The sequence below is a fragment of the Aeromonas molluscorum genome (assembly GCF_051376105.1).
GTDB lineage: Bacteria > Pseudomonadota > Gammaproteobacteria > Enterobacterales > Aeromonadaceae > Aeromonas > Aeromonas molluscorum.
The window spans coordinates 995,673-1,019,241 of the sequence record NZ_JBPQCY010000001.1 but is presented as its reverse complement, the minus strand read 5'-3'; the positions used below and the strand labels follow the sequence as shown (position 1 = coordinate 1,019,241).

Sequence of the window (23,569 nt, the reverse complement as noted above, 5' to 3'; positions counted from 1 at the left end):
AAGGAGCACGACATGAGCCAGCATCCCCTTCGCACATTGATCGAGACCTGCGATGCCGCTATCTCCCGGCGCGACTTCGACGCCCTGATGGCTTTCTACGCCGAGGACGCCGCCCTGGTGGTCAAACCCGGCATGGTGGCGCGCGGTATCCCCGCCATCCGCCGCGCCTTCACCGCCATCTCCGATTACTTTGACGGCCGCCTTGAGGTGACCCAGGGGACCATGGAGGTGATAGAGGGGGCCGACAACGCCCTGGTGATCATGGAGACCCGACTGCGCTACCCGGACGGGCAAGGCGGCCTGGTGGACGAGACTCGCCGCGCCACCTATGTGTTTCGCAAAGAGAGCGATGGCCAGTGGCGCTGCACCATAGATAACTCCTATGGGACTGCGTTGCTGGAGATGGGGGTATAAAAACTCATATTCCATTCTATCAAGATCAAAGAGTCGGTGGACGAGGTCTGGGGGACTGGATATGCCTCTAGTGGAGCTGCTGACCAAGTACGTCAATGTAGTGGTCTAATCATCCCGGACACCATTTTAGGTGGTACAGTCGCCACCATGACTTGAGGTGTTCAATGACAAGATTACGTCGCTCATTTACTGCTGAATTCAAACTGGAAGCCGCATCCCTAGTTCTCGACCAGGGATACTCTGTCCCCGAAGCCAGCCGTTCACTGGATGTCGGTGAAACCATACTTCGCCGCTGGGTTCAGCAGCTTCAATCCGAACGAACCGGCACCACCCCAATCGGCAAAGCGCTGACCCCGGAGCAGCAGAAAATCCAGGAACTGGAAGCCCGCATCAACCGACTTGAACGTGAAAAGGCCATTTTAAAAAAGGCTACGGCTCTCTTGATGGCGGACGAACTCGAACGTTCGCACTGATAGACCGATTAAGGGAGCAAGCCCCTATCACCTTGGTCTGTTGCGCTTTCGGTATCCCAACCTCCTGTTTCTACGACTATCTGGCTCGTACCCGCACCATTGACCGTGAACAGGTGCAGCAAAACAGCGTGCTGCGGCGCCTGTTCAACGAGAGTCGGGGTTCAGCTGGCAGCCGGGCCTTGATGTCGATGATGCGAGAGCGAGGGCATCAGGTTGGCCGATTCAAGGTGCGTCGCCTGATGAAGGACGTGGGGCTGGTGTCCAAGCAACCAGGCGCTCATGCCTACAAGGTCGCCCGGGCTGAACGACCGGATATCCCGAATCTGTTGGCACGTGAATTTGCTGCCTCGCAGCCCAATCAGGTGTGGTGTGGCGATATCACTTACGTGTGGGCCGGTGGCCGTTGGCATTATTTGGCTGCGGTGCTGGACTTCCATACCCGGCGGGTCGTGGGCTGGTCAATGTCTGACAGGCCTGATGCTGATTTGGCAGTGAAAGCACTCGAGATGGCGTATCAGCAGCGAGGTAGTCCGTCTGGTGTGCTGTTTCACTCCGACCAGGGGAGCCAATACGGCAGTCGAGTATTTCGACAACGGCTGTGGCGCTATCGCATGACCCAGAGCATGAGTCGGCGTGGCAACTGCTGGGATAACGCGCCGATGGAGCGGCTGTTCAGGAGCCTCAAGACGGAATGGCTTCCGACCACGGGGTACATGAGCCTGCGGGAAGCAAAGCGGGATATCAGTTACTACCTGATGGATTACTACAACTGGCGGCGCCCACATCAACACAATGACGGGATAGCGCCAGCAGAAGCCGAAAAGCGGCTTAACTATGTGTCCGGATTTAGTTGACCACTACATAAATTACTGCGGCACGCCAACGGGGACTTCTAGAATAAGAGGGTTCTGGTTCATATACAGGATCTTTAGCGGCAACCAATTGAAATAGATATGAAAAAGGCTTCGTTTGTGATCTGATTTTATCGCCAAACAAAACCGCCACGCCCGAAGCCATGACTATTATCCACGCCAATCACTATCTCAATCAACTCCTCGCTCCCGCCGAGCTCGAGCGCATTGCACGCCTCTGCAAGTTTTGCCTGCGTCTGCGCACCATTACCCCCTGGATGCTGGTCACCTCCCTGCTACGCGCCTTCGGTGGGGACACAGTCGCGGCCATTGCCAGTTTGCATCTGCATTTCAATGGCTTGCAGCTCATTGGCGCCCATCAAGTCTCCTACAAACCCTTTCATAACCAGTTGCGCAAACCCGCATTTGCCCAGTTTATGAAGGCCCTGGTTGAGCGAGCCATCGCCCTGCGCATTGGTCAGCAGGTGACTGAGGTTGCCCAGGGCGCTTTCAAGCAGGTGTTGCTTCAGGATGGCACCTCTTTTGCGGTTCATAAACGCTTGGCCACTGTCTTTCCCGGACATTCAAGACCATCAGCCCAGCCGCCATCGAATGCCACATGCTCATGTCACTGCTGGAGCAAAAACCGGTCTGTATGCAGCTCTCTGCCGACACCGCGTCTGAGCGCCAGTTTCTTCCTGATGCCAAAGTGCTGACCGGCAGCCTGCTGCTGGCGGATGCGGGTTACATCAGTCACGCCTATTTTGCCGAGGTGAACAAGGCTGGCGGCTTTTACCTGGTGCGGGGGAGCAAGAACTTGAACCCAGAGATCCTCAATGCGTGGCGCGATGATGGGCGAACAGTCCCCAAGCTGACCGGCATGTCACTCAAGGAGGCAGGACGGCGGCACTGCCGGGCAGAAGTGCTGGATATGAATGTGAGAGCGGGTCAATACGAATATCGATTGCTCCGGCGCTGGTTCGCCGAGGAGAAGCGATTCTGCATCTGGATGACCAACTTGCCACGTGATGCATGGCCAGCAGAGCGCGTAATGCGTCTGTATCGCTGCCGCTGGCAGGTCGAGTTGCTGTTCAAGGAGTGGAAATCGCACAACAACCTCAAGGGTTTTGTGACGGGACAGCAAGCGATCGCCGAGGGTCTGGTGTGGGCCAGCCTGCTGTCGCTGGTGCTGAAACGACGAGTGGCACAGACACTGATGAAAGAGGGTCTATCGACGCTCAAGGCAGCGAAGAGTGGTGTGACATGGTGGCTGCCGATATTGGAAGCGATAGCGCACCGAGCCATCAGCGAAATAAGGGAGCGACTGGAATGGGCCGTTGATTTTCTGTCAAAAAACGCTCGCCGGACAAAGCAACGAAAATCGATACAAAACAGGACCTTGGAAGGTGTTTTAATTGACGTTTTTTCTTAAGGTCCTGTACATGGGTTCTGGTTAGGTTGTAGGTTAGGATAGAGTGTTTTTTTACCTCCCCCAAGGCGGAGGAGGTATTATAACAACAACTATGTTAGGCGAACTAAACCATTCATTATAAAAAGTTTATTTTTATCGTAAAGTTATAAGTAACAATATTCACTCTTGTTTTATAAATACATCCTTGGTTCTTTTTGATACTTGATCTGCAATAAAATCAGATAGCTTTTCGACAGAGTTTAGTCGAGTGGCACCTAGACTAAAATTTTTGACAATAAATTTAAGTTCATCTTTGGTGTATGTCAGGAGTTCATTTTCTATTTCACTTTTCTTTTTATCTTTGAATTCATCAAAAATATTCAAGGTTTTAATTTGATCTCGGACATGCTCTTTTTCTTTCTCAAATTTATTGAGTGAAGTATTCGTGTTTAATAAATCCATGAGGATTGATGGATTTCTTTCAATTGCGATACCGATACCAGCTAGAACTCGCCCAAATGTTTCAATATCATTTTTTGTAAAGTTGGTCATTAAATCTCTCCAGTCCTGAGTAAAAATTCCTTTGTAAGGGATGATATAATTCCTTTGGTCTCATGATAGTCAGGCTTGCGTCGTGCAGTAGGCGAAGTGATGAAAGGCTTGGAATCAACCGGAGCTTCTGCGACTGATATACGTTGTGGGAACTCACATTCAAAGACATCGTCTACATAGTCACCAGAACGCAATTCTCTCATAGTGGATTTATGAAGGTTAGTCCTATAGTCAACTTTAGTGAATATAATTCCTGCCAGCTCTATCTTACAGCTATGCTTTCTTCTTTTAAAGGACCTTATCCTATTAAGAATAAGGCTAATGCCTATTTTAGATAAAATGTCGGGGACGGTTGGGACAATGTAATAATCACTTATGCTAATACCATTGAGCGTAATTGCACCTAAGTTGGGTGGACAATCTATAAGAATAAAATCATATCTTTCTTTTATGCTTTCAATTATGTTGCCAAGTACATCAACGTGACTTACATAAGCTTTGTTGTCCATATCAGGAATATCATCCTGAATTTCAACCAAATGTATGCTGGATGGCAGCAAATCTAATCCTTCCACGTTACCAACGTCTGTTAAAATAGCCTCATTTATATCAAAGTCATCATTCCCTTTAAGCATATCATTGAACAGGTGGTATAGTGTTTGTCCATCATCATGACATTTCTGCCATTCTTCTTGATCTATAAGTGACACGGTTGCATTTGTTTGAGGGTCTAAATCAATAACAAGAACGTTATATCCATCATCAGCAAGAGTTGCTGCAATGTTAACCGTGGTTGTGGTTTTGCCAACACCACCTTTCAAGTTTATAAAGCTTATTATTTTAGTCATTAAGATTACCTTTTTAATAAAGTCTTATTTGTTGGTCTTTACTGATTTAGCGTCAGCCTTATAAAAGTCCACGCTACCGCCCCTGGATTACAGCTTCCAATGCGCTCCATCGACCAGCGGGCGGGGCCCGGATGGTGCTGTAGGCGCCGAATGACCAGCATATCCTCAAGCCTCATACGCAAACCAGTCAGAAAGTGACGCAACCATCAGGAATATCTGCGTTTTATGCGCCCGCTCACCAATTGGTGCCTAAGCCAGATAGAGGGGTAGACCAATAGTCGCTGGCGGCGGGTTGTTATCTCGGCTTTCAAGTAACCAGGTGATTGCCAATAAAAATCCCCCTTGATGGGGGATTTTTATTGCTTGGGTTGGGTGCCTGCTCGGCGAGGGTTCAGAGCCGGAGGCGCTACGCCGTTTGCCCGCCAGCGTCAGCGGGCCATCATGCCCCGGCTTCGGGCTGGGTGTGCTCGGGGGCACCGCTCAGCAAGTCCTGCTTCTCGTCCTGACTCAGCATCAGATAGCGTTCGTACTGGCGCAGCACATCGGCGCTCAGTTCGTCGCGGGTCAGATACTGGATGTCATAACCGGCACGGCCATCGGCAAAGAAGGTGATGGGCTCGAAGATGCGGGCCTCGGGGTCGTGGTTGTGGGTCGCCTCCAGGGGGTTGAAGGCGGGGGCTGGCCTGGCCTCGATGCGCACCCCGTAACAGAAGTCGCGCCGTCCTTCCTGAGGAACCAGCAGGTGGCACTGCTCAGGATCATCCTGCACGACCCGGCTGGTGAGCCCGCGGGCATTGAACTCGCTGCACAGAGTGGTCAGGGCGGGCAGGGCGACTTCGCCGAGGAAGTTGCGGGCCTCCTTCTCGCTGGAGGGGCGCAGCAGGTGATCCATGCGGGTGCGCCACTGTTTGCCGTTCCAAAAATCGGTGGCAGGGGAGAGGCGCCTGGCCGAGTGCTCTTTATCCGCGATGAGACCGCGCACCAGGCCAAGGCAGAGCAGCACTATGATGAAGGCAAACGGCAGGGCGGCGATCAGCGTCATGGATTGCAGCGCCGCCAGCCCCCCGGTTGCCATCAGGGTACCGGCCGTGACCCCAAGCAGCAGGGCCCAGAACAGGCGTTGCCAGATGGGGGAGCGCTCCTTGCCCTGGGTGGCGATGTTGTCGATGACGAAAGCCCCCGAGTCGGCGGAGGTGACGAAGAAGACGCTGATGAGGATCACCGCCAGGGCGGAGGTGATGTCGGCGCCCGGCAGCAGATCGAAGAAGTTGAACAGCAGGGTATCGACGTTGCCTACCGAGTCGATGAGGGCCTGGCCCCCTTCCTGCTGGCTGGCCCAGATGGCTGCGTTGCCGAATATCGTCATCCACAACAGGTTGAAGGCGGTGGGCACGAACAGCACGCCGAGGATGAACTCACGCAGGGTGCGCCCGCGGGAGATGCGCGCGATGAAGAGGCCGACGAAGGGAGACCAGGATATCCACCAGGCCCAGTAGAGCAGGGTCCAGTTGCCAAACCAGCCGGCCTGGTTGGGCTCGCTGTAGGTGAAGGTGCGGAAGGTGAGCTGGGTCAGGGAGGAGACATAGTTGCCTATGTTCTCGGACAGGGCCCCCAGCAGGTACTGGGTGGGCCCCGCCACCAGCACGAACAGCAGCAGCACGATGGCGAGAAACAGGTTCAGTTCGGAGAGGCGCTTGACCCCCTTGTCGAGGCCAGTAACCGCAGACAGACCGGCCAGGGCGATGACGACCCCGATAAGGCCAAAGCGGAACAGGTCCCCCGAGGTGTCCATCCCGGTGAGGCGGGCTATCCCCGCCGACAGTTGCAGTACCCCGTAACCGAGGGTGGTGGCGATACCGAAGATGGTGCCCACCAGGGCGAAGACGTCTACCGTATGGCCCAGCGGCCCATAGATCTTCTCCTTGAAGATGGGGTAGAGGCCGGAGCGGATGGTCAACGGCAAATTGTAACGAAAGCCGAAGTAGGCCAGTACCAGGCCGACGATAGCGTAGATGGCCCAGGCGTGGAAACCCCAGTGGAAGAAGGTGGTGACCATGGCCTCGCGGGCGGCGCCCGGCGTGAGGGAGGTCGCCTGGGGCGGGGAGACGAAGTGGGTCATGGGCTCGCCCACCCCGAAGTACATGAGCCCTATCCCCATACCGGCGGCAAACAGCATGGCGAGCCAGGAGGTGAAGCTGAACTCGGGGCGCGCGTCATCCGGTCCGAGCCGGATGCTGCCGTAGCTGCTAAATGCCAGCACCAGCAGCAGGATCAGGAACATGCCGACCACCAGCACGTAGAACCAGCTGAAGTGCTCGGCTATCCAGCTCTGGCCGCTGCCGAAGAAGCGGGCGGCGGACTCGGGGGCCAGGGAGCAGACCGCCAGCAGCGCCACGATAAACAGCAGGCTGGGGACGAAAATAGGCAACGACAGGGTACAACGGGGTGGGCGGGGGGCGGTCATGGGACACCTTGGGGTAGTGGGACTCAAGACACTATAAAGCCATTGTCCACTAAAGAGATAAAAGAGTTAACACCTTGGTCGTAATCATGCAACACCGCCCAGGGCTCCCTTGCGGCCATGTGGCGACTTGGCGACAGGGGAGGTAGCCCTACGCCAGTACCCGGTGCAACCTTGTCATGGCAAACATGGGGCCAGAGGCGAACACTTTGGTTGTCCAGGAGTTGGGCGACTATAGTGCAACCTGACAGGCGAGGGCTGAGTCTTGCGCGCTTGTCGTCAGCACCACAATCAAATCAATAATGAGGGTTTGTCATATGAAAGGTATTGCCATCCTGATGACGGTATTTTTGATGGGAATGGGGGGTGCTCAGAGTGCGACCATGACGGCGCAGCAGTTGTGCGAGGCGCAGGCTGCGGTGAAGAAGCTGGCGGGCGCCGCCAAGACCAGCTTTGTGGGCAAGTGCGTCAAGGATGCCCCGGTCAACGACAAGGCAAGCCAATGCGAGCAGGCGGCGGTTGACAAGAAGCTGGCCGGTGCGGCCAAGAACAGCTTTATCCAGAAATGCGTGAAGACAGATGCCACGGCCGACAAGGCCAGCCAATGCGAGAAAGCGGCGGCCGACAAGAAGCTGGCCGGGGCGGCCAAGAACAGCTTTGTTCAGAAGTGCGTCAAGACAAGCTAGGACAAATCGGATCTGGTTACCCGCCATGGTAGGGCGCGGCTGATGCTGAACGGTAAGGTGTCGGGTAAGGGGGGCGGCGCGCCGGTGATGCCTCATACTGGCAAGTGATGTTCAGGGGGCGCATGGCCCCCTGTTTTATGCGTGCTTAAGCCATTCAGTGGCTGGCACAAGGCGCCCTCTCATGTGCTGGCGTCCGCCGTGAGCCTGGCTTAGAAGCTGGCCCCCAGGCTGATAAATTGGCGCCACTCCCGGCCATCTAGGGTGATGTGGCCATCCGGGCCATTGATCCAGGCATCATCCCAATCCAGCTCGCTTGACCAGGAGAGGCGCACGTTGTCGTTGAAGTAGTAACGCATGCCGATGCTGCCATTGACGCTCTGGTTGAGGGTGAACAGTGGCGAGTCCTGATCCAGATACTTGATATAGGTCCCCTTGCTAAACAGCTCTATCCGCTCCTCCCAGACTGGCTGGCGGTAGTCCCAGCCGAGGTTGGCGAAGGGATAGGAAGCATGCAACTTGCCAAACAGTTCCATGATGGCGTCATTGCCATCACGCCAATAGGCATGACGCACACCCCCCTGGGCGATGAGTTCGAGGCGGCGCTTCTTGTCGTTCCAGAAGCGGTAACCGGGCCCTGAACCGAGATCGAGGGAGAGATAGTTGGTCTCTACCATGTCGTACTCATAGTCGACCGAGGTTCGCCAGAACCAGCTTTGGTCAAAGAAGATATCCATGATGGGTTTGAGCTGGTAGTCGTGGCTGTCTGTTTTGCCATCGGTGGTTTCGTAGTTGTATTCACCCTCCAGGGTGTAGCGCCAATCCATGTTAGCCACTTCGAATGCGCCCTTGAGGTTGACGTCATTGCTCTGACTGGTATTGCTCTTGAGCTTGATGTTGACGTCGCCGTTGCCCGTCATGTGCCAGGCGTTTTCAGCAATGCCCAGCGGGCTGAAGTCGAATCCCCCCTTGGCGGTTGGCTTGGGTTTGTAGGGCTTGTCGAGGCGCCAGCGCATGATGGCACTGCGGGCTATGGTCAGTGGCTCGCCATAGGGCAGCTTGATGCGCACCATCTTGTCGGTCATCTCCTCTATCTTGCCGCTCAGCCGATCGCCGTTGTGCATCCAGAGGATATCGGCGGCCCAGAGTGGCGCCGCGCCCAACAGGGCGCAGAGGCAGAGCAAGGTACCCAGGGGAAAGAAGGGATTCATTATGTGTCCTATCAGGCGTTTAGCCGCCAACGAGCAGGGGCATGCCGTTCTTGCGCTCCAGCGCCAGGCTGGCTTGACCCGCATCCACTTCGGGAGCATCGATAAAGCCTTTGACCGCCGGGCTCAGCACCAGAGGGGCCCCTTGCTCAAGCTCTTGTTCGGTGCGGGACAGCGGCGAGTGCACTTCCAGCCAGCGGCTGCCATCTGGCTCTATGGCGGTCTTGACCGGCTGATTGATGACCCTGACCTGGGTGCCCAGCGGGACCTGTTTGAACAGGGATTCGATGTCAGCGGGACGCAGCCGGATGCAACCGGCACTGACCCTCAAGCCCACGCCGAAATCCTTGTTGGTGCCGTGAATGAGGTAATCCTGCTTGCCATAACCCAGACGCATGGCGAACTTGCCCAGCGGATTGTCCGGGCCCGGAGGCACCACGGCGGGCAAGTCTATGCCCTTGTTCTCTAGCCAGGATTTGCGCACCATGGGCCCAGGCGTCCAGGTCGGATTGGGGTTCTTGGCGATGACGGTCGTGGTCATCTCCGGGGTCTCGCGGCCTATGTCGCCTATGCCGATGGGCAGCACCACCACTTCATCCGCGCCTTTGGGGAAGTAGTAGAGACGCAGCTCAGGCAAATTGATGACGATGCCCTCCCGTGGCACATCCGGCAGCAGTATCTGCGTTGGCAGGAGCAAACGGGTGCCCGGTTTGGGCAGATAGGGATCGACCCCGGGATTGGCCTCAAGCAGCGCGAGGAAGCCGATCTGGGTATGAGCACCGATCAGTTCCAGGTGTTCGCCCTGCTGCACTATGTAGTCTTCGGGAGCGCCGATGAGGCGGCTGTTGGCCGCAGGCAGTGGATAGCTGGTGGCCAGCGCCGAGCCCGCCCAGCAGGCGGTCAGAAGAGTTAGCAGAATACGCAAGTTGAGCATGAGCAGTCCAGGTCGTCGAAACGGATCCCCTCAGGGAGGGCGAAAGAGGCGAAATTGTTAACCAATCGGCAGGGGAATGCCAGCCCGGCGGCAGTGACTGACCGATCTTCATCCTCCTGAACAGATAAGAGGGAGCCAGGCGGAGCAAGGAGGCGACCAGGGGGGGCAGCCACGCGGTGGCCCGCCATGATGCTTGACGGATTTATATACAGTTAGTTGATATTTAAAGAGATTGAGATTGATTTCCTGCGTGGGAGTGAGTCAGAATAGCCGCCACGGAGAGATGCCGGAGTGGCCGAACGGGATTGACTCGAAATCAATTGTGGTAGTAATACCACCCAGGGTTCGAATCCCTGTTTCTCCGCCATATATTGACCCCAGGTAAGCAATTGCCTGGGGTTTTTTGCATGTTGGCTCTCGCCCGCTTCCATTCAGTTCCTCACCATAGCTGCGATGATATGGCGCCCTCCTGCCTCCTGGCACAGCCATGCGCTGTCATCACCCAGCGACCGCTACCCAGAGAACATGGGGAGGCGCCGGTGCTGCCTGCGTTTTAGCAAAATTAATTCACCATTCAGGTTAATCATTGGCGCCCATGGCCCCCGCCGGGCAAGAATGCGGGCACCATCTTGGTCGGGCAATCTGCGCAGCCAAACATCATCAGCAGCCCCTGGAACCAATGGCGCGCTTTTCGAGCCGATACCCAGGCCTGACAATCCCTCATCACCGGAGAATTTATGCCCCCTGTCGCCCCTTGCATCGATCCCAGAATTGCCGAAATAGCGCCGGGGTTTCGCCTCCTCAGTATCACTGTGGAGGCGGGTCCCATACGTCATCCCGAGGTGGCCAGCGCCATGCTGGCCCAGGCATGTGTTGCCGTCACTGCCGGATTGCCGGTGTGGGCAGAGGCCCATATGGCCGGGTGGGCGGAGATCTTCAAGCGCTTTGGCGCCAAGCCCCAGCGCACTCCCTGCTCTGCGGATGCCCTGCGCAAGCGTGTCCTGCGCGATGGCAGCCTGCCGAGCATCGATCCCGTCGTCGATCTCTACAACGCGGTCAGCATCCAGTATGCGGTGCCGGTTGGCGGGGAAAACTATGGTGCCTATGCGGGTGTACCTCACCTGACCATAGCCGATGGCAGCGAGCGCTTCGATACCCTCAAGGACGGCGCGTTGACCGATGAATCACCCGATCAGGGCGAAGTGATCTGGCGCGATGAGGAAGGGGTGACGTGCCGACGCTGGAACTGGCGTCAGGGGGTCAGAACGCGCCTCGATGCCGAGGCGCAGCAGATGTGGTTCATTCTGGAGGGGCTGCCATCCATGCCCCTTGAGGCGCTGGAGGCAGCCGGTAGTGCGCTGATCCGGGGGCTACAGGAGATTATGCCGGATGCCCGCATCGAGCAGCAGTTGCTGGAGAGCCAGGCATAGCTGGTGGCAGCGCCGAGGCGGATTCACTGCAGGAAGAGGCTTGGCACCCAGCCCCTTCCTGCAAGGTAAAGGACATTTCGTTTCGAACCCTGGTCGATGATGACAGGACGCCTGCCGTGAGCGGGGGCAAGCGATGATCGCCCCCAAGCATCAGTTTGCGTATTAGCGTAACCCGGCGATGGTGAAGCCGCCGTCGACCAGCAGACTCTGGCCCGTGACAAAGCGCGCTTCGTCGCTGCACAGCCAAGCGACGACATCCCCCACATCATCTGCTTCACCGACGCGCCCTGCCGGCGTCAGGCGCACGAAGGGGGCGAGCGTTTCCTCATTGGCCCCCATCCGCTGCGCCATCGGCGTGTCGATAATGCCGGGGTTGACGTTATTGATGCGGATGTTGTGCGGACCCGTTTCCAGCGCAAGGGCGCGGATCATGGCATCCAGCCCGCCTTTGCTGGCGGAGTAGGCTGCCGAACCAACACTCGCCCCGTGCGTCAGCCAGGAGGAGGTATTGACGATTGCGCCACCGTGACCGGCGCGGGTCATCGCTGCCAGCTCATATTTCATCGACAACCAGGCACCCTTCAAATTGGTGGCGACTACACGATCAAATTCGGCCTCGCTCATCTCGCTGATGGGGGAAAAACCCTCCACCCCCGCGTTATTGAAGGCCGCATCCAGGCGCCCGAAATGGGTCAGCGTCGCAGTGATCAGTGCCTGCACCTGACCGCCGTCCGAGACATCCGTGGGCACGGCAAGCGCCTCGCCGCCCTGTTCGTGGATCAAGCGAACCGTGTCCAGCAGCGCGGCCTTTCGTCGCCCGGCGACCACCACGCTTGCGCCGTCCCGGGCAAATGCCAGCGCCGCGGCCTGACCGATGCCGCTTCCCCCACCCGTGACCAGCGCGACACGACCTTGCAGACGTAATGATTGAGACATGTTTTTACCCCGTTAAATGAAAATATTGAATCGAGGTCAGACTATAGGTCGATTTATTGCTGTGAATAAGCCGGGTTATATCTCATGATTTGCTGGCTCATATTCATCAATGGGGGATCGATGCGAACGAATGAATTTGGCGAACTGACGGCATTTGTGGCCGTTGCAGAGGAGAAGAGCTTTCGTAAGGCTGCTGCCCGTTTGAATCTAACTGCGTCCACACTCAGTCACGCTTTACGAGCGCTGGAAGATAGGCTCGGTGTGAGGCTGTTGAACCGTACCACTCGCACTGTGTCACCGACGCAGGCGGGCCTGGCTTTGCTGGCGGAGATCGTCCCGGCATTCAGCACCATTGCGAATGCCGTCGAGAGCGTGAATGCATTCAGAGAGAGTCCTCGGGGGAGGGTGCGGATCAACATGCCCCGGATAGCCGCCGACATGGTATTTCTACCGCAGTTGCCGGCATTTTTTGGCCAGTATCCGGATGTCCAGCTGGAGCTGACCACCAATGATGGCTTCGTAGATATCATCGGGGAAGGCTTCGATGCGGGTGTGCGGATCCGGGATGACATTCAGCAAGATATGAGCGCAGTGCGTCTGACCGAGGATTTCCATGTCGCCGTGTACGGCTCCCCTGGGTACTTCGAGCAGCATGCCATCCCTCAGACCCCTGCCGACTTGCCACACCATGCCTGCATCGGTCTTCGGGAAATCAGTGGAGGGTCTCTATACCGCTGGGAGTTTGAGAAAGATGGCCGGCGTCTGGCGGTGCCGGTAAGCGGCCCGCTGACGGTCGACAATATTGGCATGATGACCCGCATAGCAGTGGATGGCATCGGACTGGTTTACACGGCGCACAGCCGCGAGCACGACGAACTGGTGGCAAACGGCCGCCTGATAAGGGTGCTGGCCGACTGGTCCATAAGCTATCCCGGTTTCTTTCTCTATTATCCCGGCCACAGGCAGTTGCCTGCGGCGCTGCGGGCCGTGATCGACGTGTTCCGTTTACCGAGCAAGGGCACGGATACTTTGTGAGCCACCTCTGTTTGCACACTCTGTAGAGCAATATGCGGAACTGGTGGGCCATTCCCCATATGCCTTGCCGCTGTGCCCCGCCGACCTTGGCTAGGGGCGGGGGCCCGGCTCAGGGGAGAGTGGGGCCGCCTGGCCTTGGGGGTTGCCTGCGCCGCCCAGAGCCAGATAGAGGCTGGCCATGGTGTTGAGCTGAGTCTGCTGCTGAGCGAGCAGGGCAAGCTCGGCCTCCGAGCGACGATTCTGTTCATCGAGCCAATCCTGCACCGGGCTGCTGCCCGCCTCGAAACGCACCCGGGCTAGCCGGTCCGCCTCGATGGCGTAGCTTTGCTGCAAGGCAAGATCGGCCAGTTGCTGCTCGCCGAAGCGGCGGGCGGCGAGGGCGTTTTCCACCTCGAACAGGGCATCGAACAGCCGTTGGCGAAACTCGGCCTGGGCTATCTGGTAGTCGTTGGCACTGCTGGCGACGGCGAGCCGGTTGTTGTTGTACTCGAGGAAAGGCAGGGTCAGGGCGGCGCCCAGGCTGCCCACCGGGTTTTCCAGCACCTGAGCCAGCCTGTCCGAGGCGGTGCTGGCGCTGCCGGTCAAGGTGAGCGCTGGGTAGAAGCTGGAGCGCACCTCGTCGCTGCGTGCCAGGGTTTTGCGCAGGCGCAGCTCGGCAGCCCTCACATCCGGACGCCGTGCCAGCAGGTCGGCCGGCAGGCCCGCGGCTATCTCGGGGATGGGGGCGAGGGTGAGACTATCCGGCTCAAAGGGGACTGGCCCCCGGCTGCGTCCCAGCAGTTGCAGCAGGGCATTGCTGGCCGCCACGCGCTGGCTGCGCAGGCTGGCCTGGGCGGCGCGCTTGCCGGCAAGCTGCTGGTTGGCCTGCACCAGGTCGAGGCGGGGCACGGCGCCCGCCTCATATTTGACGCGGGTCAGGCGCAGAGTCTCGGTGAGATTGGCGAGCTGACGATCTCCCAGAGTGATGGCGCTATTGAGATAGCCGAGCTGCCAATACTGCTGCAGGGTCTGGCTGATCAGGGTCTGACGGGTGGCGGCGAGATCCTCGGCGCTGGCGGCCGCCTCCCAGCTCGCCTGATCCCGCACCGCCGCCAGCTTGCCCCAGAGATCCACCTCATAGTTGAGGGTGAGACCGGGCCCCAGACTGTGGGTACTGATGCCGCTCTTGAGCTGTTTGTTGGTATTGGCATCCAGGCTGGCCGCGACCCCTGGAGTCTGGTTGGTATCGGCCTGGTCCGCGGCAAGGCGCGCTCCCTTGAGCCTGAGTCCGGCCACATAGAGATTGGTATTGGCGGCCAGCACGGCATCGACCAGGGCATTGAGTCTGGCATCCCCAAATCCCTGCCACCAAGGGCCGGATGACAGGGGGGCGGAGGCGCGGCCATCTGCTTGCTGCCATTGGGCGGGGATCGCGAGATCCGCCCTCTGATAGCTGCTCTGCTGGGAGCAGGCACCAAGGGCAAGGCAGATCCCCAGCCAGTATATCTTCATGTTTTTCATCTTTATTCCCTGGCCAGCGCGACCACGGGGTCGAGCCGGGCGGCATTGCGGGCGGGCAGATAACCAAACAGCACCCCGATCAGGGTGGAGCAGGCAAACGCCATCAAAATGGAGAAAAGGGAGAACTGCATCTGCATCGCATCGACCAGGGAGGAGAAGAGCAGGCCGATCAGCAAGGCAATGCCGACGCCGAGCACGCCGCCGAGCAGGCTGACCATCACGGCTTCAATCAAGAACTGCTGCAAGATGTCGGACTGACGGGCGCCAACCGCGATGCGAATGCCAATCTCCCTGGTGCGCTCCACCACGGACACCAGCATGATGTTCATGACTCCCACCCCGCCGACGATGAGTGAAATGACTGCGATGGCAGAGACCAGCAGCGTTAGAGTCGCGGTAGTTTTCTCGACAGATTTCAATATTTTGTCGCTACTGAAGGTGAAAAAATCCTTGCTGCCGTGCCGTTGGCGCAGCAGGGCAATCACCTCGCGCTCTGCCAGGGCTGGCTGGATGCCGTCCCGGACTCTGAGGGTTATCTGGTTGAAATGGTTCTGGGAGATGAGGCGGCTCATCACGGCGCGGTATGGCAGCCAGACGCTCACCGACTGGCTCGGCTGACGAAAGCCGGTCTCCTCCTTGATGAGGCCGATGATCCGCACCGGCAGGGTGCCAATGAGCAGCACCTTGCCGATGGGGTCTTCCTCACCGAGCAAGCCCTTGATGCTGTCGGCATCGACCACGGCGAGGGGGGCCCTGTCCAGACTGTCACGTTCGCTGAACAGGCGGCCACTGATGAGCGTCATGCCCTTGACCCGGAAGAAGTCGCTGCTCACGCCGTTGACGGTGCCGCTCTTGGTCTGGTTGCGATAGCGCAGTTGCACCGAGGTGGAGAGCTGAGGGCTGGCCCCTTCCAGATAGGGCTGTCCTTGCAGTGCGCGCAAGTCGCCCTCGTTCAGAGTGCGTATGCTGGCAGCCTGTTCATCTCCCCAGTCCTTGCCGGGGAAGACGTCTATGGTGTTGGTGCCCATGGCGTTGATCTCGCCTATCACCTTGGCACGGGCCCCCTGGCCCAGGGCCACCACGCTCACCACGGCGGCAATGCCGATGATGATGCCGAGCATGGTGAGAAAGGTTCGCATTCGGTGAGCCATCATGGCATGCAGCGCCATGCGGGCGGCCTCGCGATAACGATCCAGTCCCCGGTTGCCCAAGGCCTGGGGCACGGCTTTCAGAGACGAAGCGGTATGCTGCGGGCTGCCGCTGTCGCTCTGTACCCGGCCATCCTTGAGGGTGATGATGCGATCCGCATGATCCGCCACCGCCATGTCATGGGTCACCAGTATGATGGTGTGCCCCAGTGCGTGCAGCTCCTTGAGAATGGCCATCACCTCCTTGCCGCTCTGACTATCCAGCGCCCCAGTCGGTTCGTCGGCCAGTATCACCTCGCCGCCATTGGCCAGCGCGCGGGCGATACTGACCCGTTGCTGCTGACCGCCGGAGAGTTGACCCGGCGTGTGATGACTGCGATCGGCCAGACCCAGCCGGGTGAGCAGCGCCTTGGAGCGGGCATGGCGATCCGCCTTGGCCATGCCGGCATAGACGGCGGGGATCTCGACGTTGGCGGCCGCGTCCAGGTGGGGCAGCAGGTGATAGCGCTGGAAGATAAAGCCAAAGTGGTGGCAACGCAGCCGGGCCAGGGCCAGGGCGTCGAGATCCGCGGTCTCTTGTCCGCGAAACAGGTAGTGCCCCTCGCTGGGCCTGTCGAGACAGCCGAGCAAGTTCATCAGGGTTGACTTGCCAGAGCCCGAGGCGCCGACGATGGCCACCATCTCTCCGGCCTGGATGGACAAGTCCAGCGGGTGCAGCACAGTCACCTCCTGCTCCCCGCTCAGGTAGCGACGACTGACACCTCTTAGCTCGATGAGCGGCGTTTCGTCAGCAGGAGCACCATTGAGGGGGGAGATCATGACATCTCATCCTCTTTCTCTCGGCCCTCATCCCCGGTCGCCTGGCCAATTACCACCTTGTCATGTTCGGCGAGCCCCTCAAGCACTTCGACCTTGATGTCATCCTTGAGCCCGGTCTGGATGGTACGGGTCTCGGGCGTCTCTCCATTCAGGACCTGCACCTGATACTCTCCCGGTCCCAGCTGTTTGCCGAGGGCGGTTCTGGGAATGGTCAACACCCCCTGACGCTGGCCGAGCACTATGGTGACTTGCGTGGTCATGGCGACCCGCAGGGCGTGATCGGGATTGGGCACATCGAACAGGGCATAGTAATAGACGGCGACATTGGTGCTGCTGGTGCTGGTGGTCTGATCGTTGACATTGATGGGTGCCAGCTCGACGGTGCGCAGCTTGGCCCGGTAGCGGGTATCAGGATCGCCAATCAGGGTGAAGTAGACCGGCATGCCGGCGCGCACCTTGCTGACATCGGCCTCGGAGATCTGGGCCTTGACCGTCATGATATCCAGATTGGCGAGCTTGAGCAGGGTGGGCACCGTCTGGGTGGCCGCCAATGTCTGCCCCTGGCGGGTGACGATGGAGACGACGGTGCCATCCATGGGGGCCTGGATCCGGGTATAGCCAAGCTGGGTGCGGGAGCGCTCGACCTTGATGGCGGCACTGTCGATATTGGCCTGGGCATTTTGCAGCTCGGCCCGGGTGACGGCGAGCTGGGCTTCTGCGTTTTCGAGATCGGCCTTTGAACTGGCCTGCTGGCCAAACATCTGCTGCTGGCGGCGATAGGCGAGCTCATATTGCTTGAGCTGAGCCTGCTTGATCCTGAGCTGCGCCTGGCTACTGGCGAGCTCGGCTTGGGCCGTCTTGAGATCGTTCTGAGCGATCAGCGGGTCTATCTCGGCCAACAGCTCCCCCTGCTTGACTTGCTGACCATTCTCGACCAGCAGCCGGGTAACCTGGCCCGAGACCTGGGCACCCACGTCGACCTGTTCCACCGCCTCCAGTGCGCCACTGGCCAACACGGCATCTTCTATGTCCTGGCGGGTCACCGAGGCGCTCAACAAGGGGGCGGCCGCTTTGTTCGGCCATAGCAGCCAGATGGAGAGAGCGACCAGCAAGGCGGCAATGAGCCAGCGCAGCATAGGGGGGAGGGACATCTTCATCGTGAATCTGGCATCCATGAACGCGAGGGGGGAGATAAGAGGAAACATCCTGCCGTAAAAGGCGGCTAAAAGACAACGGAGATCCTGTAACAAAGCTTGTCAACGCCGGACGCCTGGGGAGAAGCCTCTTGCGGGAGATGGTAGCCAGGGCCAACGACACCGGGATGACCCTGTTTATGTGGCCAGGGCTTGGCAGGGCGCTCAGCCAGGAGAAATAGTGCACCGCCTATTGCCACTGGCTGAGCTCTGCAAGTCAGCCCTGACTGAGTTGAGCGGTCAGCCAAGGGAGCCCCTGCTTCTTGCGGCTCACCATACCGGGCAGGGTGATGGCTTGCTTGGGCAGCTGTGGCAGCGACCTTTCCGGGTGATGGCAGGCGCAGATCCGGCTCGCCCCTTCGCCAAGATCCGTCACCATCAGCACGTAGGCATCCAGGTCATCGGTGTGCACTCGTTGCGCCATTTCGCGTTCGAGTTCCGCCATCATGGGTGTTATCTGGGCCAGGCTGCCGACTTCAATCTGACTCATCACCAGGTTGACCCCTGCCACCTGATAGCCCTTCTCGTCCTGGCGCAGCAACTGAGCGGCACTGAGTCCACTGAGATCGGTCTTGGCTGCCAGCAACTGCTGGCCAAATTCGGCAAGGCTCAACTCGGCCAGAGGCGCTAGCCGCTGACAGGCAGCCTCATCCAAGGGAGTGGTCGTCGGGGAGGTGAGGCAGAGGGTGTCGCTCATGATGGCACCAAGCAAGAGGCGGGCCTGGGGGCGAGTCAGCTCGTCGAGCAGACTGAGCACTATGGTGGCCGAGCAACCTACTGCGCGGATCCAGGCATCGAAGGGCGCCTCGGTACGCAAGGAACCGAGTCTGTGGTGATCCACCAGACCTACGATGTTGGCGCGGGCCAGGCTCTCTGGTCCTTGCTCGAAATCGCTGAAGTCCACCAGCCAGACATCCAGCCCATCCAGCGGCTGGGTCAGCAGGGCCGGGGACTCCCTGCCGGCGCACTCCAGAATAAAGCGGGTTTCGGTGCGCAGCTCTCCCAGGCGCCAAGGAGTGGCGGGCCGCCCCTGACCGTTGAGCCAGTCTGCCAGTACCAGAGCACTGCAGATGCTGTCGCTGTCGGGATTGCGATGGCCGAATACGTGGATCATGAAAACCTCGGGCTGGATGACCTTATGCAAGATAGGTCGTCAGCATATCATCCCGGCACTGTGGCGGGGATTGATCCTGACGCCGGATGATGTCTGCAGGAGCGGGGGGAGATTAACGAGGCCTCATGTGCAAAGAGATAAGCCAAGCCCGCTTCACCCGGGCCGCCCAAGGAGAACGAGAGATAGATTCTCTTGCGGCTGGAGCTGTTGGTGCTCAGCCCCTCTGGAGGGGGTGAGGCAGGCCTGTTTCACCAAAGGTGAAAAGGCCTGCCAGCAGAAGATGGCTCTCTCTGGCGTCATGCCCGAGGAGTAGGTCACTATTCCACCCGCAGACTGGCTGCAGGATCAGGCCTGCAGCAGCTCACGGGCATTGGCCAGGGTATTGTCGGTGATCTGATCGCCGCCAAGCAGACGGGCGAGTTCGTTGAGGCGGGCCTTGCTGTCGAGGGCACTCATCCGTGTCTCTGTGGTCTTGCCGTCGGTGTGCTTGCTCACCACCATGTGCTGATGACCATTGCCTGCCACCTGGGGCAAGTGAGTGACCACTATCACTTGGGTCGACTCGCCGAGCTGGCGTAGCAGACGGCCCACCACGGCGGCGGTGGGGCCACTGATCCCCACGTCCACCTCATCAAAGATCAGAGTCGGAGTGGCAACCTTGCGGGCACTGATCACCACAATGGCGAGACTGATGCGCGACAGTTCTCCCCCCGAAGCCACCTTGCCGAGCGGCTGCATGGGTTGGCCCGGGTTGGTGCTTACCACGAATTCGACCCTGTCTATCCCCAAGGGAGAGAGGCTGGCGTTGGCATCCGGCTTGATGTCGATGGCGAAACGGCCATCGGTCATGGAGAGTTCCTGCATGCTGGCCGTGACCAGGGTAGCCAGCTCGGCGCCATAGCGCTGGCGGCTCTGGCTCAGGGCATCGGCAGCTTGCAAGAAGGCGTTGCGAGCGTCGGCCAGTTCGGTTTCCATCCCCTCGAGGCGCTGCTCATCGGAGTTGAGCTGCGCCAGGTCACTGGCCAGTTCCTGATGGTAATGAGCCAGTTCGGCGGGTTTGACATGATGCTTGCGGGCCAGATTGATCGCCCGGGAGAGGCGGGCCTCGAGTTCGTTGAAGCGCTCGGGATCCAGCTCCAGCTTGTCCAGATAACCACGCAGCTCGCTGTGGCTCTCCTGCACACCGATCAGCGCCTCATTGAGCATGCCCAGTACCGGGGCAAGCCGGGCATCCATGTTGACCAGTCCCTCTGCTCTGTCCACCGCGATCTGCAGTAGGCCGGCGATGGTGGTCTCTTCGTTGTCATAGAGCAGATCCAGACAGAAGCCACACTCTTGCATCAGCTCGGTACCGTTGGCCAGCCGCTGGTGTTCCTCCTCGATCACCTCGAACTCCGCGGGTTGCAGGGCGAATTCGTCGAGCTCCTGCACCTGGTATTCGATGAGTTGGCGGCGAGCTTCCCGCTGTTGCTGTTCGGCCTTGAGACGGTTCAGTTCGTTTTGCAGCTGACGCCAATGCTGGTAGTGGTGGCGAACGTCCGCCAGCAGCAGATGGTGGCCAGCGTAGCCGTCGAGCAGGGCGAGCTGGTAGTCGGGTTTGATCAGCAACTGGTGGGCATGCTGGCCGTGTACGTTGACCAGCAGTTGACCCAGGCTGCGCAATTGGGTCAGGGGCACTGGCACGCCATTGACATAGCTGCGTGAACGTCCCTCGGCCGAGACCACCCGTCGAACTATGCACTCCCCCTCGCTCTCAAGCTCATTGCCAGCCAGCCAGGCCCGGGCCTGGGGATTGTCTTCGAGCAGGAAGCGGGCGCTGACTTCCGTCTTGTCATTGCCGGGGCGCACCATGGCCGCTTCGGCCCGTTCACCGAGACAGAGTCCAAGGGCATCGATGGCGATGGATTTGCCAGCACCCGTCTCCCCGGTGATACAGGTCATGCCGGGTTGCAGATCGAGCTCGAGAAACTTGACGATGGCGAAGTTGTTGACGGTCAGTTGGGTCAGCATGGTCTCATCCTGTCTGGGCCAAGATTACTGTGTATGCATCCAGTATATACTGGTCTTATATACAGTAAAGAGGGCGCGCGGATTTTTAGCGCCACGAGCTGAACTGGACCAGAGGGTGGCCATGCCAAGAGGGGCTTTCTTCCCTTGCCTGATGTCGTTACAACTTATTGATAGAATACGCTTGTAGCGCAAGGGTGGCTCGGACACACTCATTAACATGCTTGGTCCTTGTGGGGCCCGGGCGCGCCAGGACGGCTGACCAAGGATTGGCAGCGATCCTCATCAAGGATGACTCATGACGATCCATACCCCGACGCTATTGCTCATCTCCCTGGCAATCAACCTGATGTCGGCTCTGCTCATGCTGTTCATTCATCGCCTCAAGCCGGGGCGGGGTAACTTCCTGCTCTGGTCCCTGTCGGCGTTCGTGTTCTCCTTTTCAATACTGCTGCTCTGCCTGGGGGTCATGACGGATCACGTGGCTCCTGGGCTGTTTTGGGGCGGTTTTACGTCTCTGATTTGTGTGTTGCTGCTGCTTGCAGGTTTCTATGCCCTTTATGACAAACCCTTGAATACGTGGCCTGTCCGGTGTTCTGTTAGCCTCTTTCTACTCAGCTATCTGGTATTGGCCAGCCTGTTTGATGTGTGCTTGGTGCTGGCGCTTATCGAATCAGTCATCTATCTGTGGTGTGCCTGCCTGATCTTCTCCTTGAGCCAGACCCAGAAGCGGGTGCTGCATACCGTCTCTCTTATCTATCTGGTCCATTTCGTGATCCTGTTGAGTCAGGGCATCGCTCTGCTCGTGCAGGCATTGGGCCCGGATCAGCAAGCCAAGCAGTGGTTGCTGGATGTGATTTTCTTCATGCATATGACCCTGACCATAGGGTCCGTGCTTCTGCTGCCGTTGGTCGCATACACGGAGAGCGAGCAGACGCTGCTCATGCTCTCGGAGCGGGACCCCCTCACCGGGGTACTCAATCGACGTGGGCTGTTCAAGTCGGGCGATGGCCAGGCGGATGGGCTGTTAAGCGTGGTCGTACTCGACATTGATCACTTCAAGCAGGTCAATGACCGATTTGGACATGGGTGTGGCGACGAGGTGATCCGCTTCGTTGCCCAGACGTTGATATCCGAGGTGCGTAAAGATGATCTGGTCGGGCGGATCGGGGGTGAGGAGTTCGCCATCATCATGCGGGGGGTCAGCGATCAGGATGCATTCTCCATCTGCGATCGCATTCGCAGCCAGATAGAGACGCGCTCCCACCAAGGGGCCTGCCTGCCCTGTGAGGGGATCACCGTCAGCGTGGGGGGGATCTGCTCTTGCGGCCAAGGCGATCTGGCGCAGTTGCTGCTGCGCGCCGACGAGGCCATGTACAGGGTCAAGGGGGAGGGGCGCAATGGCGTGCGTTTCTTGACCGAGCTGGAGCGCCACCATCTACTGGTGGAGAAGTAGCATCAGCTGGGCCAGAGTCCCTGCCCGATCCGTACTGTGCGGGTCTGGATGGAGCAAATAGAGGGAGAGGCCAGCCTCCCCCTCGATGAGCTGACTTAGAACAGCTTGCTGCCCCAGCCTAGCTTGTTGCGCAGCACGTGGAAGTAGCTGTAATCGAGCGGGTGTACCAGATGCAACTTGTGGCTGCTCTTCTTGATGAGGATCTCGTCCCCCGGTTGCACCGCGAGCGTCACCTGGCCGTCACAGCTCACCTGCATGGCGTCATCCTGATTCTCGGGGGAGACCAGCAGCCGTACCTCGCTGTCGGCATCGAGCACTATGGGGCGACTGCTCAGGGTATGGGGGAACATGGGGACCAGCGTCATGGCATTGAGCTTGGGGGTAAGGATGGGGCCGCCCGCCGACAGGGAATAGGCGGTCGAGCCGGTCGGCGTTGCGATGATGATGCCGTCCGCCCGCTGGCTATACATGAAGCTGCCATCGATGTAGACCTCGAACTCTATCATATGGGCTATCTTGCCCGGGTGCAGCACCACCTCGTTCACCGCCAGATTGGCCGATTTGCGCTCCCCATGGCGGTAGACGGCGGCTTCCAGCAAGAAGCGGTGCTCGCTCTTGAAGTGGCCCGATAGCACCTGCTCCAGGGGCAGCAGGTAATCTTGCGGTGAGAGATCGGTCAAGAAGCCGAGGTTGCCCCGATTCACCCCGATCACCGCCACGTCGAACCGTGACAAGACACGCGCCGCGCCCAGCATGTTGCCGTCTCCGCCCACGACGATGGCGAGATCCGCCTGCTCGCCAAGCTGGACCAGATCCATGACGCTGTCGTCCACTATGCCGAGAGTCTGGGCGACCCGGCTCTCGATCAGCACCCGAAAACCCCGAGTGCTGAGATACTGATGCAGGCCGCTCAGCGTCTGGTTGGCGCCTTCGTGGTGAGGCTTGCCGATGAGGGCGATGGTTTTGAAAGGGGAGTCCATCATGGGTTCGAATGCTAGGTGAATGTGGCTGCAGTATACCTTGATTTGCTTCTCTTTTGTCTGCCTGCGCGCAAGATGTCCCCCCGTTTGTCATGGATAAAGCCGAGCCATCAACA

General features: G+C 58.8%; 18 protein-coding genes, 1 tRNA gene and 1 pseudogene. 8 read left to right on the top strand and 12 right to left on the bottom strand.

The annotated features are described in order from the left end of the window. Positions 1–12 precede the first annotated feature (12 nt). The 3 genes and pseudogenes from ACSMDR_RS04840 to ACSMDR_RS04830 all read left to right on the top strand — a co-directional run bounded on the left by ACSMDR_RS04840 (position 13) and on the right by ACSMDR_RS04830 (position 3,170). Complete coding sequence (locus ACSMDR_RS04840; RefSeq protein WP_436467352.1) at positions 13–414, top strand: YybH family protein; 402 nt, start codon at positions 13–15, stop codon at positions 412–414. 164 nt (positions 415–578) lie between these two features. Then, positions 579–1,741, top strand: a protein-coding gene (locus tag ACSMDR_RS04835; RefSeq protein WP_436467350.1) for an IS3 family transposase whose coding sequence is annotated in 2 segments (ribosomal slippage) — positions 579–834 and positions 834–1,741 — 1,164 coding nt in all. Because the reading frame shifts where the segments join, the coding sequence is not laid out codon by codon here. Between the two features lie 161 nt (positions 1,742–1,902). Beyond that, positions 1,903–3,170 (top strand): annotated as a pseudogene (locus ACSMDR_RS04830) (IS4 family transposase). Between the two features lie 159 nt (positions 3,171–3,329). On the opposite strand, the gene ACSMDR_RS04825 reads toward ACSMDR_RS04830, so the two are convergent. The 3 genes from ACSMDR_RS04825 to ACSMDR_RS04815 all read right to left on the bottom strand — a co-directional run bounded on the left by ACSMDR_RS04825 (position 3,330) and on the right by ACSMDR_RS04815 (position 7,013). Then, entirely contained in the window at positions 3,330–3,701 is a 372-nt protein-coding gene (locus tag ACSMDR_RS04825) for a hypothetical protein (protein ID WP_436467348.1), read from the bottom strand. Continuing rightward, positions 3,701–4,549, bottom strand: a complete 849-nt coding sequence (locus ACSMDR_RS04820) for a ParA family protein (RefSeq protein WP_436467346.1) — start codon at positions 4,547–4,549, stop codon at positions 3,701–3,703. Before ACSMDR_RS04820 ends, ACSMDR_RS04825 begins: the two co-directional genes overlap by 1 nt. Before the next feature lie 439 nt (positions 4,550–4,988). Next, the gene (locus tag ACSMDR_RS04815) at positions 4,989–7,013 is read right to left on the bottom strand and encodes a BCCT family transporter (RefSeq protein WP_436467344.1); all 2,025 of its coding nucleotides are present in this window, start codon (positions 7,011–7,013) and stop codon (positions 4,989–4,991) included. A 314-nt stretch (positions 7,014–7,327) separates the two neighbouring features. Between ACSMDR_RS04815 and ACSMDR_RS04810 the strand changes: the two genes are divergently transcribed. Continuing rightward, the gene (locus ACSMDR_RS04810; protein WP_436467342.1) at positions 7,328–7,696 is read left to right on the top strand and encodes a hypothetical protein; all 369 of its coding nucleotides are present in this window, start codon (positions 7,328–7,330) and stop codon (positions 7,694–7,696) included. 209 nt (positions 7,697–7,905) lie between these two features. Here ACSMDR_RS04810 and ACSMDR_RS04805 read toward each other — a convergent pair whose 3' ends face one another. Next, positions 7,906–8,904, bottom strand: coding sequence for a DUF481 domain-containing protein (locus tag ACSMDR_RS04805; RefSeq protein ID WP_436467340.1), 999 nt, complete (start codon positions 8,902–8,904; stop codon positions 7,906–7,908). Between the two features lie 19 nt (positions 8,905–8,923). Beyond that, positions 8,924–9,835: a L,D-transpeptidase family protein gene (locus ACSMDR_RS04800; protein WP_005904052.1), complete on the bottom strand. Its 912-nt coding sequence runs from the start codon at positions 9,833–9,835 to the stop codon at positions 8,924–8,926. Positions 9,836–10,112: 277 nt separating this feature from the next. On the opposite strand from ACSMDR_RS04800, the gene ACSMDR_RS04795 reads away from it, so the two are divergent. Together ACSMDR_RS04795 and ACSMDR_RS04790 are read left to right on the top strand one after the other, a co-directional pair. Continuing rightward, positions 10,113–10,202 (top strand) — tRNA-Ser (locus ACSMDR_RS04795). Between the two features lie 370 nt (positions 10,203–10,572). After that, positions 10,573–11,265, top strand: coding sequence for a B3/B4 domain-containing protein (locus ACSMDR_RS04790; RefSeq protein ID WP_436467337.1), 693 nt, complete (start codon positions 10,573–10,575; stop codon positions 11,263–11,265). Positions 11,266–11,427: 162 nt separating this feature from the next. On the opposite strand, the gene ACSMDR_RS04785 is transcribed toward ACSMDR_RS04790, so the two are convergent. Further along, positions 11,428–12,201, bottom strand: coding sequence for an SDR family NAD(P)-dependent oxidoreductase (locus tag ACSMDR_RS04785; protein WP_436467335.1), 774 nt, complete (start codon positions 12,199–12,201; stop codon positions 11,428–11,430). Between the two features lie 120 nt (positions 12,202–12,321). Here ACSMDR_RS04785 and ACSMDR_RS04780 point away from each other — a divergent pair, with 120 nt between their 5' ends. After that, positions 12,322–13,236, top strand: a complete 915-nt coding sequence (locus ACSMDR_RS04780; protein WP_040319225.1) for a LysR family transcriptional regulator — start codon at positions 12,322–12,324, stop codon at positions 13,234–13,236. A gap of 90 nt (positions 13,237–13,326) precedes the next feature. Here the strand turns inward: ACSMDR_RS04780 and ACSMDR_RS04775 are convergent, their stop codons facing one another. The 5 genes from ACSMDR_RS04775 to recN form a co-directional block, all read right to left on the bottom strand. Beyond that, complete coding sequence (locus ACSMDR_RS04775) at positions 13,327–14,727, bottom strand: efflux transporter outer membrane subunit (protein ID WP_436467332.1); 1,401 nt, start codon at positions 14,725–14,727, stop codon at positions 13,327–13,329. An 11-nt stretch (positions 14,728–14,738) separates the two neighbouring features. Then, positions 14,739–16,703: a MacB family efflux pump subunit gene (locus tag ACSMDR_RS04770; protein ID WP_436467330.1), complete on the bottom strand. Its 1,965-nt coding sequence runs from the start codon at positions 16,701–16,703 to the stop codon at positions 14,739–14,741. Then, complete coding sequence (locus tag ACSMDR_RS04765; RefSeq protein WP_495549119.1) at positions 16,700–17,860, bottom strand: efflux RND transporter periplasmic adaptor subunit; 1,161 nt, start codon at positions 17,858–17,860, stop codon at positions 16,700–16,702. The genes ACSMDR_RS04770 and ACSMDR_RS04765 overlap by 4 nt, the downstream gene beginning before the upstream one ends. 253 nt (positions 17,861–18,113) lie before the next feature. Beyond that, entirely contained in the window at positions 18,114–19,010 is an 897-nt protein-coding gene (locus ACSMDR_RS04760) for a DHHA2 domain-containing protein (protein ID WP_436467328.1), read from the bottom strand. Positions 19,011–19,355: 345 nt separating this feature from the next. Next, positions 19,356–21,020, bottom strand: a complete 1,665-nt coding sequence (gene recN, locus ACSMDR_RS04755) for a DNA repair protein RecN (RefSeq protein WP_436467326.1) — start codon at positions 21,018–21,020, stop codon at positions 19,356–19,358. 295 nt (positions 21,021–21,315) lie between these two features. Here recN and ACSMDR_RS04750 point away from each other — a divergent pair, with 295 nt between their 5' ends. Beyond that, a complete protein-coding gene (locus tag ACSMDR_RS04750) occupies positions 21,316–22,473 on the top strand; it encodes a GGDEF domain-containing protein (RefSeq protein ID WP_436467324.1) in 1,158 nt (385 codons plus the stop codon). A gap of 95 nt (positions 22,474–22,568) precedes the next feature. Here ACSMDR_RS04750 and nadK read toward each other — a convergent pair whose 3' ends face one another. Beyond that, positions 22,569–23,453 (bottom strand): NAD(+) kinase, encoded by an 885-nt coding sequence (gene nadK, locus ACSMDR_RS04745; RefSeq protein ID WP_005898227.1) that lies wholly within the window; start codon positions 23,451–23,453, stop codon positions 22,569–22,571. Positions 23,454–23,569 lie beyond the last annotated feature (116 nt).